The 15,540-nt window shown below is 67.7% G+C and carries 15 protein-coding genes and 1 pseudogene; 10 read left to right on the top strand and 6 right to left on the bottom strand.

The window, feature by feature from the left end; genetic code table 11:
* Window positions 1–25: 25 nt before the first annotated feature.
* Together CGL27_RS29955 and CGL27_RS29945 are read right to left on the bottom strand one after the other, a co-directional pair.
* Entirely contained in the window at window positions 26–562 is a 537-nt protein-coding gene (locus tag CGL27_RS29955; RefSeq protein ID WP_119991224.1) for a DUF2231 domain-containing protein, read from the bottom strand.
* Window positions 563–1,403: 841 nt separating this feature from the next.
* The gene (locus tag CGL27_RS29945) at window positions 1,404–2,753 is read right to left on the bottom strand and encodes a transcriptional regulator (RefSeq protein ID WP_119991220.1); all 1,350 of its coding nucleotides are present in this window, start codon (window positions 2,751–2,753) and stop codon (window positions 1,404–1,406) included.
* 237 nt (window positions 2,754–2,990) lie between these two features.
* Here CGL27_RS29945 and CGL27_RS29940 point away from each other — a divergent pair, with 237 nt between their 5' ends.
* Window positions 2,991–3,275 carry a hypothetical protein gene (locus CGL27_RS29940; protein WP_119991218.1) on the top strand — a complete coding sequence of 95 codons (285 nt, stop codon included), beginning with the start codon at window positions 2,991–2,993 and terminating at the stop codon, window positions 3,273–3,275.
* Between the two features lie 798 nt (window positions 3,276–4,073).
* On the opposite strand, the gene CGL27_RS29935 is transcribed toward CGL27_RS29940, so the two are convergent.
* On the bottom strand, window positions 4,074–5,501 hold the full coding sequence (locus CGL27_RS29935; RefSeq protein WP_119991217.1) for a recombinase family protein: 1,428 nt from the start codon (window positions 5,499–5,501) through the stop codon (window positions 4,074–4,076).
* A 128-nt stretch (window positions 5,502–5,629) separates the two neighbouring features.
* The gene (locus CGL27_RS29930; RefSeq protein WP_119991215.1) at window positions 5,630–6,193 is read right to left on the bottom strand and encodes a flavoprotein; all 564 of its coding nucleotides are present in this window, start codon (window positions 6,191–6,193) and stop codon (window positions 5,630–5,632) included.
* A gap of 133 nt (window positions 6,194–6,326) precedes the next feature.
* Between CGL27_RS29930 and CGL27_RS29925 the strand changes: the two genes are divergently transcribed.
* The 3 genes and pseudogenes from CGL27_RS29925 to CGL27_RS29910 all read left to right on the top strand — a co-directional run.
* On the top strand, window positions 6,327–7,511 hold the full coding sequence (locus CGL27_RS29925) for a helix-turn-helix transcriptional regulator (RefSeq protein WP_119991213.1): 1,185 nt from the start codon (window positions 6,327–6,329) through the stop codon (window positions 7,509–7,511).
* A 431-nt stretch (window positions 7,512–7,942) separates the two neighbouring features.
* Window positions 7,943–8,275 carry a hypothetical protein gene (locus tag CGL27_RS29920; protein WP_119991211.1) on the top strand — a complete coding sequence of 111 codons (333 nt, stop codon included), beginning with the start codon at window positions 7,943–7,945 and terminating at the stop codon, window positions 8,273–8,275.
* A 444-nt stretch (window positions 8,276–8,719) separates the two neighbouring features.
* Window positions 8,720–9,093 (top strand): annotated as a pseudogene (locus CGL27_RS29910) (IS5/IS1182 family transposase); the annotation flags it as partial.
* A 134-nt stretch (window positions 9,094–9,227) separates the two neighbouring features.
* On the opposite strand, the gene CGL27_RS29905 reads toward CGL27_RS29910, so the two are convergent.
* Window positions 9,228–9,611: a MerR family transcriptional regulator gene (locus CGL27_RS29905; protein WP_119991207.1), complete on the bottom strand. Its 384-nt coding sequence runs from the start codon at window positions 9,609–9,611 to the stop codon at window positions 9,228–9,230.
* 146 nt (window positions 9,612–9,757) lie between these two features.
* On the opposite strand from CGL27_RS29905, the gene CGL27_RS29900 reads away from it, so the two are divergent.
* From CGL27_RS29900 to CGL27_RS29880, 5 genes are all read left to right on the top strand, one after another.
* Entirely contained in the window at window positions 9,758–10,093 is a 336-nt protein-coding gene (locus CGL27_RS29900) for an EthD domain-containing protein (protein ID WP_078643214.1), read from the top strand.
* 11 nt (window positions 10,094–10,104) lie between these two features.
* Complete coding sequence (locus CGL27_RS29895; RefSeq protein ID WP_119991205.1) at window positions 10,105–10,311, top strand: hypothetical protein; 207 nt, start codon at window positions 10,105–10,107, stop codon at window positions 10,309–10,311.
* A 383-nt stretch (window positions 10,312–10,694) separates the two neighbouring features.
* A complete protein-coding gene (locus CGL27_RS29890) occupies window positions 10,695–12,359 on the top strand; it encodes a PP2C family protein-serine/threonine phosphatase (protein WP_119991203.1) in 1,665 nt (554 codons plus the stop codon).
* The gene (locus CGL27_RS29885) at window positions 12,356–13,429 is read left to right on the top strand and encodes a cobalamin B12-binding domain-containing protein (RefSeq protein WP_119991201.1); all 1,074 of its coding nucleotides are present in this window, start codon (window positions 12,356–12,358) and stop codon (window positions 13,427–13,429) included. The genes CGL27_RS29890 and CGL27_RS29885 overlap by 4 nt, the downstream gene beginning before the upstream one ends.
* An 86-nt stretch (window positions 13,430–13,515) precedes the next feature.
* Window positions 13,516–14,007: a GNAT family N-acetyltransferase gene (locus tag CGL27_RS29880; protein ID WP_119991200.1), complete on the top strand. Its 492-nt coding sequence runs from the start codon at window positions 13,516–13,518 to the stop codon at window positions 14,005–14,007.
* Between the two features lie 28 nt (window positions 14,008–14,035).
* Here CGL27_RS29880 and CGL27_RS29875 read toward each other — a convergent pair whose 3' ends face one another.
* Window positions 14,036–14,818, bottom strand: coding sequence for a class I SAM-dependent methyltransferase (locus CGL27_RS29875; protein ID WP_119991198.1), 783 nt, complete (start codon window positions 14,816–14,818; stop codon window positions 14,036–14,038).
* 119 nt (window positions 14,819–14,937) lie between these two features.
* Between CGL27_RS29875 and CGL27_RS29870 the strand changes: the two genes are divergently transcribed.
* Window positions 14,938–15,537, top strand: a complete 600-nt coding sequence (locus CGL27_RS29870; protein WP_119991196.1) for a TetR/AcrR family transcriptional regulator — start codon at window positions 14,938–14,940, stop codon at window positions 15,535–15,537.
* Window positions 15,538–15,540: the final 3 nt, after the last annotated feature.

The following is a 15,540-nucleotide window of genomic DNA, read 5'->3' as shown; positions in this document are numbered from 1 at the left end:
CCCACCGGCAACCGAGCCGAGGGGGTCAGTCCTTGCCACCACGTTCGCCATGGGCAGTCCTGGAGAAGGCGTCGTGCCAGGCGGCCTTCGCTCCGGAGTCGCCGATCCGGTACACGTCCACGACGGCACCCACGGCCACCCCGACGGAGAGCACCACTGCCACGACGCGGACAACCAGCGCGGACCGGGACGTGGCTGCCCGGGTTCGCTCCCTGGGGGCCGCCTCCGCCGACGTCGACCTGCGGGTCGTCCACCAGACCGCCGTCGCCAGCACGAACAGGCCCGCAGTCCAGGGAAGCAATCCATCGCCGAGTTCGGCGTGCCTGCGCACCAGGGCGTTGCTGTCGACATGCTCCTCCAGCCACTCGCCGGCCCCCGTGGCCACGGGCACGCTCGCCAGCGTCACCAGGGCCAGCAGTGGAAGCACAGCCCCCATCCGCCGGGCGGCACTCGGCCATACCGCGCCGACCACGACCGCCAGGGCACTCAGGGGAACGAACACGACGACGAAGTGCACAACCAGGACGTGTGCGGGCAGGCCGTTGACAACGGTGAGGCTCATCAGGTGTTCCCCCAGAAGTGCCCATGAGAAGGCCGCGCGCACGGGCGCCCCGTGCGGCAAGGCCCGTGAGGCGCGCCAGACTGTCACAGGAAGCTCTGAACTTCCTCTGAACCCGCCCTTCCAGAGGCCCGCGTCGGCCGGCTCGCCCTTCCTTGCCGAACAGCAGCCGCGGCTGCACGTTACTCTGCGCCTAGCCGTGCTCGATGACGACGGAGTGTTGACGTGGCCAAGCTGATCTACTCCGCTATCGCATCCCTCGACGAATGCGTCGAGGACAAACACGGCAATATCGAGTAGGCGGCCCCGACGACGAGGGGCCGCGTTCGTCAACGACCTCGGTCAGCAAAACCAATAGCTGATCTGGACGCGTACTACCCGTCACCGGGTACAGTCGAACGCTGGTGGGGTGTACTGACCGCAGCGTTACTGATTGCAGCATGGTCAACTCCGCTGCGGGACCGGCAATCGTGATCGCGTTGTCCCTTGCGACCGCCATCTGGTGCGCTTTTCAGGCTCCCGTGCCCTGTGGGGCGCCTGTACGCGAACACGACGACGGTTGTCGGAACAACGCATACGGGCTGCTCATGGGCTGCTGGCATCGGCAACACCGGTGGCAAAAGTTGAAGATGGCCATCTTCCGTCGCCAGTTCCGAGAGTTCTGCTCGGGACTCTTCTCAGACGCTGAGCACACCATCATCGCCTTGGCAGGCATCGGGAGTCTGCTGTCGGGGCTCGTCGCCCTCATCCCAGGACTCGCTCTTTGACCGCAGGGGACGCTGCGGAACGCCTCGAAGCCCCTCGGTCAAGATGATCAAGGGGCTTCGAGGATGTTCGACAGTTCTCAGGCGGCAGTCAGCTCGCGTGCCCGCTCGTTGAAGTCGGCAACCAGCCGGTGCCTGCCGAACGGCTTCATGCGCATCTGCAAGTCCTGGACGGCCTCGACAGCACGCGATGACTTGACCTGCCGCGTCAGAGAGATCGTCCGCACTCCTGCCGCATGCGCTGCCTCCAGGTCATTGCGCTGGATGTGCGAGGCGGCCAGTGCCGCATGCGACATGGCGCCACGGCGGGCGCGCTTCTGCTTGCGTGCATGTTCGATGGACCTCCGGGCGTGTTCCCTGGCAGGGCCCGCCTCGCCAAGATCGCGGAAGGTGTTGGCATGCTCCCCGTGCAGATAAGCCGGGTCAATGAACGCAGCCCACTCCTGTTCCTCATCGGGGCGCACGCTCTCGTATGAGGTCTCCGACTTCGCCACCGCCGACACGGCAGCACGCTTGTCGCCGAGCTTCGCGCAAGCTCGGGCCTCCAGCGCCCAGAGATCGGCGAGACAGGCGGGAGACGTCGCCCTGTTGAGCCCAGCGCGGCCTGACTGGGCCAGCCTGCGGCCTTCCTCCGGATGCCCGAGGAGCGTTGCCTGATCCGCCATCCCGGCCAGCACGTGAGCGCCAAGAGCGGGGTTGTGCGATTCCTCGGCGAGTCGGAGCGACTGGATCAGGTAGCGCTGCGCCGCACCGTGCTCCCCGTTGTCGTAAGCCATCCATCCAAGCAGATACGTCTGCTCGGCGGCTGCCTCACACAGGGCACGCCGAACCTGCTCGGTATGGGTACGGCGCAGCAGAGGGAACACATGGGCGTTCATGTAGGCGGCCAGGGTCAGACGGCCCGATCCACCACCCTGGAAGATGTCCATCTGCTGGAACACGCCGAACATGTTCCGAACGGCGCTCACGTCCTCCAGCCTCACCCTGGGGCCCGGCTTGGGCTGCTGGTCGAGCGTGCTAAGCAGCCAGTCGCGACTGGGTCCGATGCCCGCTACGGCGGCGAATGGTGCTGAGGCCAAGAACTTACGACGGTCCACGTCGGCCCTCCCCAGATCGGCAACGGCTTCCACGGTAGCCACGTAGGAAGTGCTGTACACAAGCCCTCTGTCCGCCGTCGTACTGTCGCCGAACCCCAGGTCGTACGTCGTGACGCGGTAGCCCATGGCCGCCGAGAACACATCGGCCAGGATGTCAGGAACAGGGGGTCGAGGGTGTTCTCCGGTCAGCCAGCGTCGAACGCTGGTCGCGTCGGGGGCAATATGCGGCTGGCCCCATTGCTTTGCTTGAACTCTTGTTCGTCGGGCTAACTCGCCTTGGCTCATTCCTGAGCGGTCCAGCCAACTGGAAAGTTTCTCGTTTGGCGTTTTCATGATTCACGGCCTTCGATCACGAGCGACTGCGGAACCAACACCTTTCAACACCCCTCCAGGCGCTACCCGCTGGCGTACCGCCGGAGTTGCCTAGGTGTACCCCCGCGACCGGGCGAACGGTCCGGGGGCGTGGTCAACGCTGACAAGGAGCGCCAACGTGAGAGAGCGTATCGTCCGAGTGGTCGAGCAGTCGCCGTTGTGCGCACATCGCTCCAACCGTGCGGAGGTGGCAGCTCGATGAGCGCACGTCCCCGACTGCTGCCCTGGTCCGACCCGAACGGGAAGCCCTGCTACCTCGTTACGGATCACCAGGGTTACGTCTCGCAGGTAGCGGATGAGATGGAGAACGTACAGCTCCGCACCGGCAACGAACTCCTCTCCATCGGTCGAGAGATGCTGAACAACAACAAGGTGAGCAACAGGGAATTACGGTTCCTCGGCAACCGCCTGTGTGAGGCCCTGCGCGACGCGCTGCGGGTGGCCGAGAGCAGGGGCGAGCGGCTTCCCGAACCGGAGGAGTGAGGCGCGGTGCCCGGGTGGTGCGCTGTGGGCACGCCGTCGGCGTCTGAGGCTTTGGGCGGGAGCTGCCACGGGGCGAGAGAACAGGGGGCCTTACGCTGGCCCGGCGAATCGGGCGGGCTGTTGCCCTGCCCGCGTTTGCGACCGATTGGCCCCCTGTTCTTCGAGGCTCGCCCCGTGGTGGCTGCCTAAAGCCTCGGAGGCCGTCGGCCCAAGCCACGCAAGCCCTGACCTCAGCGAGCGAACAATCGCGGTGGATCAAGGGCAGGACTCGGAGCGGGCGGTGGGCGTCCGGCCGGGACCGGCGGCCACGCCGCAGCCCGGCCGGGGCGGCCTGACCGCCCGGCGCGCCGCAGGCGCGCCCTTGAGCAAGTAAAGAAGAATTAGACGCAGATGCTGAGGGAGCCGGACGAACGGGGCTCAGGCCGGAGCCGACTCCGGACACTCACAGCCCGCCACCTCTGACGGGACTAATCCATAGATCCCGGGGGCCGTATCTGCCAAACTTGACTGCATACACGACGCATTGACCAGCAGGGGCACGCGTCCATCGACATTTCCGAGGAGCTTCAGGTGATCGCCCGCGACCAACGCTGTCGTGCCTCGGAGTCGCCTCATGTTCCGCGCAACAGCTCACGATCAAGGGGCTGCTCTTGGCCCCTGAAGAGCTTCGCAATCGCGTTGCCAAGTCCCGTGCCCGCCAAGGACTTCCACCGGTCATAGAGGATCTGGCGGTAATCGAACGCGCCGTGCGGGTGTTCTCGCTCGTCGAACGGGACACCCGCACAACACACCATCGTTCTAAGCGATCCAGTCGATGACGAAACGGTCCGGGTCCCACCTCTTACGAGGGTTCGCGGGTACGACACGAATGGCCCGGACCGCCGAGGAGACCACTGCACGCCGCTGGGAGTCGTTCATCTTCTTCCAGCGGCTCAGCATGTCCTCATAGCTGCCAACGAACCCCAGCAAGACGGCTTTCCGCGACACCTTTGCAAGCCGGGCCCGGTTGCTCTCCAACCTCTCCTGGATCGGTGCCCGGGCCACCATCCACTCCTTTCGGCTGATCACCTGGTTGCCGTAGTCCTGGGCCAGCCCCTCCAGCTCCTCCTCATCGGCCCGGACCTTCTCGTACAGCTCGTCGCCGTCCTCGTCCGGCTCGCGAAGACGCTTCATGAAGGCTGGCGACTCGAACGCCGCCAACACCATGTCCCGAACATGATCGTCTGTCCGCTCGGCATTCGTCGCCGTCCCACCGCATGCATCCGTGCCTGGCGTATTGGGGCAGACGTAGCGCGGTACACCGGACCGGGGCCGACCGACCATGCCCCATCCGCAAGCCTTGTCGGGCTCATCAGTCGGCTTGCCGCAACGAAGGATGCCGGACAGGAGATAACTCCGGCTGTCGCCACCGTTGCTCGGGCGCCGGTCCGGATCGCTGAGCAGCGCGCGCAGTCGGTCGGAGTCCTCGTGACTGATGATGCCGAGCCACATCGCGTCGCTCACGATCTCCCCTAGGAGGGGACGAGTGCTCTCCCATGAACTTCGTGGGGTGTGCTCCCTGCGCCCGCTAATCCTGGCGGACGCGAGCACGCGGCGGAGTCCGCTCGGCTTCCACGGGATGCCAGCCGCCGTGACAATCTTGCGGCTCTTCCAGTCTCGGCAGATGCTTGCCAGGCTCTCCCCCGCCAGTGCACGACGGGCGCCCTCTCGGATGATCTCGGCCTCGTCCTCACGCACGGTGATCCGGTCGTCCTCGTACCCGAAAGATCGCTTACCGCCTCCGGCGACCTTGCCCGCCTCGGCAGCCTGCCTCCGCTGCCGCTGCTGGCGCTCGGCCTTGTGCTCCGCCTCGTGCCGTGCGGCAGCTCCCAGCATCCGGGCGATCATGCGGCCGGTGGGGGTCGCAAGATCAATCTCACCGCTGACGGTGGCCAGCTCCAGACCATGCCGGTCGGCAAGATCGATCACGTCTTCGAGCTCTCGCGGGGAGCGGGTGAGGCGGTCCACATGCCAGCAGACGACAGCGTTGACCATGCCCTCGTTGATGTCCTCCAGGAGCTCCTGCCACTTCGGCCGGGGCGCTCCGGAGTATGTGCTGACGTCGTTGTCCGGGTAGACATCGACGACGTCCCACCCCCTGCGGGCGCACAGGGCGCGGCAGTCTTCTTCCTGGCGCGCGATGCCCAGACCCGCGCCGCCCCGGTCCTGACTGATCCTGACGTAGATCGCTGCTCGTCCCCATGGGTCACATAGCTACACCCTCGTAGGCACGGGCGTCTCCTGCCCGATCGGCGTGGCACCCGCCGAAGGCTGATCAGGTAGCAGAAGGTCCTGCGTCTGTACGGCGGGACGGCTCATGCCCCACCGGGATCGCGCCCACTGACGGCTGACGCGGCCGCTTCCAGGGCCAGGTGCCACGGATAGTTCTCCGGTCGGCCCTGGCCCGGTTTGTTGGGTACGAAGCCGCCTTCCCCGTACAGCACACGCACCCCCATCGCCCGCAGCGTGGCAACGCTGGCGTCGAACTGCGTGTGCTGGACGTAGGCGGCGTTGACGCACGGCATGGCCACGGTCGGGATGCCCTTGCCGATGGCCTCGGCGACGAATCCGACGATGAACTTCTCGGTGATCCCCAGGGCCCACTGGTTGATCGTGTTGAAGGTGGCGGGTGCCACGACGGCGACATCCGCGGGAGGCCAGACGTCCGGCTCCCAGGGCTGCTTGTACTGGCTGCGCACAGGGTGCCCGGTCAGCTCTTCCAACGCCGGCAGCTCGTCGTCAAGCCAGCGTGCGGCCGTGGGGGTCAACCCGAGGCAGACATCCCAGTCGGCCGCCTGCGCCCGTTCGATCACGCCGGCGATGTTCAGTACCGGCGGGGCGGCACTTCCGAACAGGTAGAGGACACGGTTCGCGGTCATGCGGGCAGTCCACAGTGCGGCACCCGCCATCCGCAAACCATGCCCGCCCAGGGTTCAGATCGCCGTTCACCGTCTTCGGCGGTCGCCGGGCGGGTAGCGTTTCCGTTGAGTCAGTCACGAAAGGGAGGCGTGCATGCCGCTCCCCGACGACGAGCACACGGGCGCTCGGATCGCACACCACCGGAAGCGCGCTGGGCTGACTCAACGAGGGCTGGCTCAGAGAGTGCCCTATTCGTACAGCCTCCTCACCCAAGTTGAGTCCGGGCACAAGCCAGCCAGCCCCGATCTGGTGGCCGCGGTGGCGAAAGCGCTGTGCATCGACGTCACGGCGCTGACCGGCCAGCCCTACGTCACCGAGCTGCAGCAGGACCGGTTGGCCGCACTGGTCCGTCCGATCCGTGAAGCCCTCGACCTCTACGACCTGGGCGCCGATCCGGCGATCACACCGCGTCCCACTTCTCAGCTCATCGCCGCTGCTCAGGCACTGTGCCAGCAGGTCCGGGCCACGAAGCTCCATGACGCTGCTCTTGATCTCCCAGGAACAATGGCGGAGATCACTACAGCCGCGTATCGGACGCCGTCGACCGAGCTGTGGGCTGCCCTGTCGAGTACCTACCGCACTGCGCACGACCTGGCCGTGAAGCTGGGCTACTACGACTTGTCCACGGTGGCGCTGGACCGTATGGACTGGGCTGCCTCGCGAGCATCCGATCCGTTGCTCTCCGCAGTGCGCCAGTACATGCGTGCACTCGTCTACTTCCGAGAGGGCGAGTACACCATCGGTCAGCGGCTCGTAGGGTCCGGGCAGGGGCTGCTGGAGCAGTCTCCGCAGACGCGAGAGCGGCATGCCGTCGCCGGGCAGCTTCACCTCGGGGCAAGCATCATCGCTGCCCGCGCCCAGGACGAAGATGCGGTAAAGAAGCACCTCACGGAGGCCCGGTCGTACGCGGACCGGACAGGCGAAGCAACAGATGTGCACTGGCTGTCCTTCGGCCCCACGAATGTCACTGTTCACGCGGTGTCCGCTCATGTCGAGATGCGGCACTACGGCGAAGCTCTGCAAGAGGCCGCGAAGGTACGGATACCGAAGGACTGGGCTGTCTCCCGCGCGGCCCACTTCTACGTGGACCAAGCACGCGCCGAGATGGAAGCGGGGCGCTCCGAAGCGGCCTTGAAGTCCATCGTGACGGCGCGGAAACTGGCACCGCAGCAGACGCGCTACCACGCAGGCGCGCGCGAAACCATCAGGGGCCTGATCCACTTGTCCCGGCGCACCCCGGACAGCCTGGATCACCTGGCCGCTTGGGTGGGCCTCTGACGCTTTCACCGCAGTAGCCCCCGGCTTTCACTCAACTGTGAAAGTTGGGGGCTTCGCATGTCACCAGCATGAATACTCAGCCGGTTTACACCCGCCACAGGACCCCGGCGACGCGGGCGTGCGCCCCGGGGCGTGGCCAACCTGAGGAAGCAGGTCGACATGCGGCACTGTATCGGCAGGGCCTTCGAACCGTTGATGAGACTGCTACGGCCCGGCCAAGGACGTCATCGCACGGTCACGGTAGATCAGCCGGTGAACTGCGCTGATACCCCGAGGTTGCGACTGCCTCGTGTGCACCAGATGCCACGTAAGCCTGTGCCCCGCGGTGAGGACGTGCAGCTTGTCCGGCCGTATGTGGCGGCGCATGAGCGTCGGAAGAACGTGCCTCGGGTGGAGCTGCTGTGCGCGCCGCACGGGATGGTGGTGGTCAGGTGAGTACGCAACCGCGATTGCTGCCGTGGCCCGGCCCTGCTGGCAAGCCGTGCTACCTGGTAGCGGATGCGGACGGTGAGGGGTACCTGTCGCGGCTGGCTGACGAGATGGAAGCGGTCCAGCTCCAGATGGGCGCTGAACTCATCGGTCACGCCCGTCTGCTTCTCCGCGACCGGAAGTCGGACGTGCGAGAGCTCCGCTACCTCTCGGATCGCCTGATCGAGGCGCTGCGAGACGCGCTCCGGATCGCGGAGAGTCGCGGCGGGCGTCTGCCGGTGTCCGACGAGTGCGAGAGCGACGGACCGACCCAAGCGAACGAGGGGGACGGATGAGTCGGGCGTCAGATGGCCGGCAGGTCGGTCCCGCACCGGGGCGTGGTCTGCGTCCGAGGAAAGACGGCCTGCTTGAGCTGCCGCTTCACGTCCTCCGCCCCGGTCACGCGTCCCTGGCGTCGCTGGTGCTGACGGTGGTGGAAGCGGAGCAGCTCCACGCCGCCTTGTGCTACGCGCTCGGCGACGAGCCTGCACCTGAGGACGCGCCGGAGTGCCGAAAGCCGATCCGTTACCCGGGTGGCCGACAGAAGTACTGACGTCGCTGCTGCGTGTGAGGTGGCGATGCTGGCGCGGGTGACGGCGGCCCGGCTGGGCAGGGCCAGCTGATCGGGGCGGCCGGTGGCGGGCGCACGGTGCCTGAGTGGCACGTTGTGGGCACGCCGCCGGCCGTAGCGGCTTGGGGCGGGAGTTGCCACGGGGCCAGAGAACGGGGGGCTTTGCACCGGTGCCAACCGCCACGACTCCCCGCTGCTCGCCTCGGCCCTGGGCCGCCTGGACGACCTCGGACCGTTGCCCGACAACATCACCGTGCATCTGGACGCCGGCTACGACTCGGACAGGACCCGCGCTCTGCTCAACGCGCACGGCATCCACGGCCGCATCGCGCATAAAGGTGAGAAGGCACCGATCCTGGCCAGCCGGCGTTGGCAACCGCCTGGCAGAACGCCTTCTACCGGCTCGCCCGCTGCTACGAGCGGCGCGCCACCGTCATCGACGCATTTTTCGATCTCGCCGACACGGTCATCACCATGCGTAGCCTGATCCGACAGGCATGGACAACTCACCGCTGGGACGAACGCCCGAACCATCGGCCATGACCGCATGCCTATCCACACGCGACCTCTTACAGACTCCGATCCGGCGGATCGCGGAAAATGCCGACAGGGGAACAATTTTAAGCGCGCGCCGCATGAGGCGGAATACTTCACCGGAGGAAAACCGGGATGCTGATTTAGTCGGTCCGAGGCTGGTCGTCCGTCACGTTCGCCAGAAAGTTTCGATTTACGTCAATCAGGTGATCAAGTGCCGCTCTGGCGGCGACTAGACTGTCTATTGTGGACGAAAGGCGATTTCGCTCCTGATTCATTGCGGTCAAGGCTTGCCGGGCTCTATTCATGTTGGGCTCCGTCATGCAGGGGACCATCAGGGCGATGGTTCTGCTGGACATTCCGGCGGCCAGGAATGCCTGAATCAACGCCACCCGCTGGACATGATCATCGTCGTAGCACCGTTGACCGCTGGGGGACCTCGCGCTGACAAGCAAGCCCTGCTGCTCGTAGTAGCGCAGTGATCGACGGCTTGCTCCTGTCCGGGCGGACAGTTCACCGATCCGCACCTCAACCCCCCCCCTGCGCCGTGGGTCACAGCGACTTGCCCTTGACATCGATGTAAGCGTTTAGGTTAACCCCATGGCTCGCGATCCGCCGCCAGGGCACCTGGTTGCCGACCTCTCGCGTCCGCGAGCACAAAAAGGAGAAGTTCGTGATCAAGTTCGTTTTCATGATCAACCGTATCGATGGAATGACCTTCGAGGAATTCGTTGAGCATCACCGAAACCGCCACGCCCCGTTGTTCACCTCTATTCCAGAAGCACGGCAGTACGTAAAGAAGTACACCGTCTCCCACCCGGTACCCGCCGACGGGTATCCGAGCCCCGCCTACGATGGTCTCACTGAAATCTGGTTTGAAAGCTGGACGGATCACGACGCCTTCTTCGCGTCTAGGAATTACAAGGAGTTGGTGAATCCAGACGAGAGTAATTTCATCGATATGAATTCGGTGGCAGTAATGGTCACTGAAGAAAGGGTTGTGGTCTAACCCTTTGGGCTGTGCGCTTTGCGCCGCGGGCGATGCGGCGGGGCATCAAAGTGCTGGCGACAGGGCTGTCCGCACAGGACGTGGATCGTCTCGAGGGAGGCGGCACCGTGCCGACGCTCCCGCTCCTGCGCACCTTGGCCAAGGCACTGGACGCCACGCTGGACGTGTCGATCGACACTGAAGAAACCCGCGTCTCATTCGTGCCGCACGCCGCATAGGGCGCGGCAGTCCTTCTGGCGCCCAGACCCGCGCCGCGCCGGCCCGGTCCTGGCCGATCCCGACGTAGATCGTTGCTCGTATCCCCGCGGGTCACGTAGCTATACCCTCGTAGGCACGGGCGTCTCCTGCCCGATCGGGGTGGCCCCGGCGGAGGGCTGATGTCCGCTCTCTGGCCGACGTCCGCTCTCGCCGTCAGCCACGGTTGCGGGCCTCGCGGCCCCCGGGGACGCAGCCCGACGTGCCCCGACGTGCCCCGACGTACCCCGAGGTACCTCGGCGCCCCCGACCCACCCATGCGGCAACCACACCGGACAAACAGAATGGAAGGTGGAGCAACTCGGGCATTGGGCGCGGTAGCGCCATGCGCAAGAGGCGGTGGCCGATGACGGACGACAGCGGCGACGGGGGCACATGGGGCTGTGTCCCGGCGCACCTCGGCGAGCTGCTGGATCTTGTCGACGAGGCCGTCGTCATCTGCGATCGGGCCGATGGGCCCGTCCGGGGATTCAACCGCGCCGCCGCCCACCTCTTCCCCCGGCTGCGCCCGGGCGGGCCGGTGAGCATGTCGGCCGCCGCGCCCCTCGCCCGGGCCGCCGCCCGGCGGGAGGAGCGTTTCTCCGCCGCTTACGAGGGCCGCGGGCTCAGCGGTCGCCTGCACACCGCCGGTGGGCTCACGGTGTGGCTGGTCCATCAGGTCGGCAGCGCTCAGGAGGCCGAGGCCGCGCTCGCCCACGAGCGCGAGAAGTCGGCCTTTCTGGAGGAGACCACCCGGCGCCTGGGCGCCTCGCTCCACCACGGCCGTACCGTCCGTGCGCTCGTCGAGATCGTGATCCCGAAGCTGGCGGACGCGTCCGTGGTCGTCCTGCCCGTGAGCGGGCGGCGTACCCACTGGCACCGGGCGGGTCCGGGCGATGCCCGGTGTTCCGGGGAGGTGGCGGTCGAGACGCTGAAACGGGTGCCCAAGGTCGAGGACGCGCTGTACGGGCTCCAACCGCGCCCCACTGTCGTACGCCCCCAGGAGATGGCCGCGCTCGACGAGGTCATGCCCGGTGAGTTCGGTCGGGGCGAGGACGCGCTGGTGGTCCAGCTCGCCGCGGGGGGCGTGCCGGCCGGTGCGCTGATCATGCTGCGCGGCCCGGAGCGTGCCCGCTTCGACGACTCGGACATCGAGCTGGCGCATCGGTTCGCCGTACGGGCCGGACTCGCGCTGGCAACGGCGGCGCTCTACTCGCAGCAGGCGCACACCATCGCCGTCCTGCAGGCCAGCATGGCTCCGGAGCCGCTGCCGTCGGCCGACGGCCTCAGGCTCGGCGCCGCGTACCGACCGGCCGCGGAGGCTCTGCGCATCAGCGGCGACTTCTACCATGTGGCCCCTTCCGCCGCGGGCGGGGTCACGTTCTTCTTCGGCGACGTGTCCGGCAAGGGCGCGGAGGCCGCGGTGGTGGCAGGGCAGGTACGACAGAGCATGCGCACTCTGGCCATGGTCCGGACGGGGCCCGAGCCCCTGCGTGACCTGCGGCTGCTCAACGACCTCGTCATGAGCGCCGGCCACCGCTTCACGACCCTGGTCACGGGTTCCGCCCGCCCCTGCGACGACGGCTCGGTGAAGGTGGAGATCGCCAGCGGCGGCCATCTCTCCCCGCTCGTCCTGCGCGACGATGGAAAGGTGGCGGAAATCGTCTGCGAGGGCATGCTCCTCGGAGCGGTGCCCGATCCCAGTTTCGGCCGTACCGAGTGCCGTCTCGAACCCGGTGAGCTGATGCTTCTCTACAGCGACGGGGTCACCGAGGCACGCGGTGGTGCGAGCGGGCGGGAGATCTACGGCGACGAACGCCTCGTCGACGCGCTGGCAAGCTGCGTCGGCATGCAGGCGCCGTCGGTCGCCGAGCGGCTGGAACTCCTCACGACCGAATGGCTCGCCGGCCGCCCGCACGACGACATCTCCATCCTGACGCTTCAGGCACCTCCCCGCCGGGACGCACCACCGCACCGTCCGCCCGAGAGCAGCGGCGGGTCCGGACCTGCCGGGGAGTCCGAGGCCCCATGAACGGCACCGGGATCACCGACACCGTCCGCGCGGACTTCGATGCCTGCCTGGCGGGTGCGGACGAGGAGGGAGCGCTGGAGCTGGCCACCGGCCTGGTGACGAGCGGCGTGAACGCGGAGGACGTACTGCTCGGACTGGTGGCACCCGCCCAGGTGAGGGTCGGTGAGCGGTGGGAGTCCGGCGAGTGGACGGTGGCGCGGGAGCACGCCGCCACCCATGTCAGCCGACTGACAGTGGACGCGATCGCGTCCGCCGCCCGCACCCGCGAAGCCGCCCCCGGCCCCGCGGGGGGCGGCTCACCCCGCCATGTGCTGGTGGCATGCAGCGACGGCGAATGGCACGTTCTGCCCTCCCACATCCTCACCGAAGTGCTGCGACTGCGCGGCTTCCACGTGCGCTCACTCGGCGGCTCGGTCTCCCCTCACGAACTGCTCTCGGACGTCCATCAGAACGGCCCCGACGTGGTCGCTCTCTCATGCACCCTGTCGTGGAACCTTCCGCTCGCCCACCGGCAGATCGAGACCTGCAGATACGCCGGCGTTCCCGTCATGACGGGCGGGCCGGGGTTCGGCCCCGAGGGCACATGGGCGTACACCCTGGGCGCGGACCTGTACGCGGCCGACGCCCGTGGCGCCGCGGAAGCACTGCTCCACCGCTGGCCCCCGGCGCCGTGCGGGGAGTCGTCGGTCCAGGCCGGTGCCGTAGAGGCGTACGCCGTACTCGTCCGGCAACGCCCCGAGCTGCTCGAGCACATGACCCACGCGCTGCGTGACGTGCTCCCCGGCCTGCGGAGCCGCTCGGGCATGGAACACGAGGAGGCCGCCGATTTCCTCGGCCGGCTGCTGGATTCCCTGGCCGCGGCCGTATTCGTGGACGACGAGCGCGTATTCACCGGCCACCTCGCCTTCGCCGCGACCTACCTCTCCGCCCGCTCGGTGGCCCCCCGCTGCCTCCTCGTCCTGACGGATGCCCTGACCGACCATCTGCGCGGGTCCCCCCGGGTGCTCGCCACACTCTCGGCGGGGCGCCGATGCCTGATCGAGCTGGGGGCTTCCCGCCCGCACGGATGAACGGGGGGCAGCGACGGTCACACCGGACTGATTCGGCACGAGAAATTCGATCGAAAGGGCTGAACTCCGTCGCTAGCGTATGGCGGATGGAAATCCGGGCGTTCGAGGAGCGTGACTGGTCGCAGGTCTGGCCGATCGTCGAGCAGATTGTCCGCAAGGGAGACACCTTCTGCTACGACCCCCACCAGACCGAGGCGCAGGCACACGAGATGTGGGTGGTGCCGCCCCCGGGACATGTCGTGGTGGCCGTGGAGGGCGATCGGGTGGTCGGCACCTCGAATATGTACCCCAATCGGCCCGGCCCCGGCGCCCATATCGCCAGTGGCAACTTCATGGTGGCGTCCGAGGCGCGCGGCCGGGGTGTCGGTCAGGCGCTGGGCGAGTATCTGCTCAACTGGGCCTCGACCAGCGGCTTCGCCGGCGTGCAGTTCAACGCGGTCGCGGCTTCGAACGCGCCTGCTGTCGGACTGTACGAGCGCCTCGGGTTCTCCCTCATCGGCACCGTCCCGGGCGCGTTTCGGCATTCGGAGCTGGGGCCGGTCGGACTGCACGTCATGTATCACGACCTGGGGGCCTGACCCTGTTTCATGCTGGTCTCCCGGTTGGTCACGCGGCAGTTCGCGTCGCGGTGATCACCACCGTCGCGTACGGCATCGTGAAGCTGCCGCCCATCGCGTCGATGGCCGCGCCGACGCCCTCCAGCACTTCCGCCAGCTTGGCCGAGGGGAGCCGGGTGAATGCGCCCTGGGTGGGGATCTGGTCCAGCCACGCGTCCCGGGTGTAGGTCCGCTCCCAGTCGAACCGCCACTGCTCCGGTTCGCCGAACGCGCCCGCCTCTCGCATCCCGTCGGCGGCCTTGGTGAGTATCGGCTGGTTGGCGTCCAGGCCGCCCCGCGTCATCGCCCGGAAGTCGAACGGCACGTCGGGCACGGCCCGTTGGCAGATCGCGGCGACGGCTTCCGCCAGGTCGGGCGGGAGCTGGAAAACGTTCCAGAACGCGGCCAGTCGGGCATGGGGCCGCAGGACCTGAGCGGCCTTGACCGCCCCCGCGACCGGGTCGATCCAGTGCCATGCCTGGCCCGCGATCACGGCGTCGAATTGCCGCCCGGCCGGGTCCCAGGCTTCGAACGTCGCGACGTCGACCTCCGTCCCGAGCCGCCGCGCCACCTCGGCCATCCGCGCGTCCGGCTCGACCCCGAGCACCGTGCGGCCCGCCTCCTGGAACTGCCGGGCCGCGATACCGGTGCCACAGCCGACGTCGAGGATGTCGAGAACGTCGGGGACGTCGAGCCCGGGGCTGCCGGTGGTGATCCGGTCCACCATGGCTTGGGGATAGCGGGGCCGAGCCTGGTCGTAGCGTTCGGCGTCCGAGCCGAACGACTCCGCCATCTGTCGGTGTTGATGAGGCTCGCTCTCGGAAAACGGTAGAGTGGGCATACGCCCACTATGAGTGGGCGAGTGCCCACTCGTCAACGGAGCGGGCCCGATGAGGTGAGGAGGGACGCACGGTGCCGACAGGGGTGGCCATGCGTGACGTACGCGAGCAGCTTTTCCACGCCGCCGAGCGAGTCCTGCTCCGGGACGGGCCGAGCGCGCTGACCAGTCGGGCGGTCACCACGGAGGCGGGTTGCGCCAAGGGCGTCCTGCACCGGCACTTCACCGACTTCGACGCCTTCCTCGCCGAGCTCGTCCTGGATCGCATCACCCGGCTCGACCACCAGTCCGCCGCCCTGCGCGACTCCGCAGGGACCGGCGCCGTCGCCGACCACCTCGCCGACGCGCTGACGACCCTGTTCGAGTCGGTCGCCGTGGCCATCATCAGCCTCGTCACCTCGCGCGACGAGCTACGCACCCGGCTCCGCGAAACCACGCCGATCGGCGTACCGCTCCTGACGGAAGCCACAGCCATGATCGCCTCCTACCTCGCCGCCGAGCGGGACCGGGGCCGCATCGCGGCCGAGGCCGACATCGACGCGCTCGCGCCGACGTTGATCGGCGCAGGGCACCTGCTCTTCGCGGACCGCGAAGCCCCGCCGCCGGATGCCGGGGCCGTCCGCAAGGTGGTGACCACCGTCATCGCCGAGGCGGTGCGGGATGCGCGGCCCTGACAC

The sequence above is a fragment of the Streptomyces sp. 11-1-2 genome, from assembly GCF_003595545.1.
GTDB lineage: Bacteria > Actinomycetota > Actinomycetes > Streptomycetales > Streptomycetaceae > Streptomyces > Streptomyces hygroscopicus_B.
The sequence above is the reverse complement of the archived record's forward strand: the minus strand, read 5'-3'. Positions and strand labels throughout refer to the sequence as shown.

Excerpts from the sequence above, each read along its gene's own strand:
- CGL27_RS29955 (WP_119991224.1), bottom strand. The coding sequence starts at position 562 with ATGAGCCTCACCGTTGTCAACGGCCTGCCCGCACACGTCCTGGTTGTG.
- CGL27_RS29945 (WP_119991220.1), bottom strand. The coding sequence starts at position 2,753 with ATGAAAACGCCAAACGAGAAACTTTCCAGTTGGCTGGACCGCTCAGGA.
- CGL27_RS29940 (WP_119991218.1), top strand. The coding sequence starts at position 2,991 with ATGAGCGCACGTCCCCGACTGCTGCCCTGGTCCGACCCGAACGGGAAG.
- CGL27_RS29930 (WP_119991215.1), bottom strand. The coding sequence starts at position 6,193 with ATGACCGCGAACCGTGTCCTCTACCTGTTCGGAAGTGCCGCCCCGCCG.
- CGL27_RS29925 (WP_119991213.1), top strand. The coding sequence starts at position 6,327 with ATGCCGCTCCCCGACGACGAGCACACGGGCGCTCGGATCGCACACCAC.
- CGL27_RS29890 (WP_119991203.1), top strand. The coding sequence starts at position 10,695 with ATGACGGACGACAGCGGCGACGGGGGCACATGGGGCTGTGTCCCGGCG.
- CGL27_RS29885 (WP_119991201.1), top strand. The coding sequence starts at position 12,356 with ATGAACGGCACCGGGATCACCGACACCGTCCGCGCGGACTTCGATGCC.
- CGL27_RS29880 (WP_119991200.1), top strand. The coding sequence starts at position 13,516 with ATGGAAATCCGGGCGTTCGAGGAGCGTGACTGGTCGCAGGTCTGGCCG.
- CGL27_RS29875 (WP_119991198.1), bottom strand. The coding sequence starts at position 14,818 with ATGGCGGAGTCGTTCGGCTCGGACGCCGAACGCTACGACCAGGCTCGG.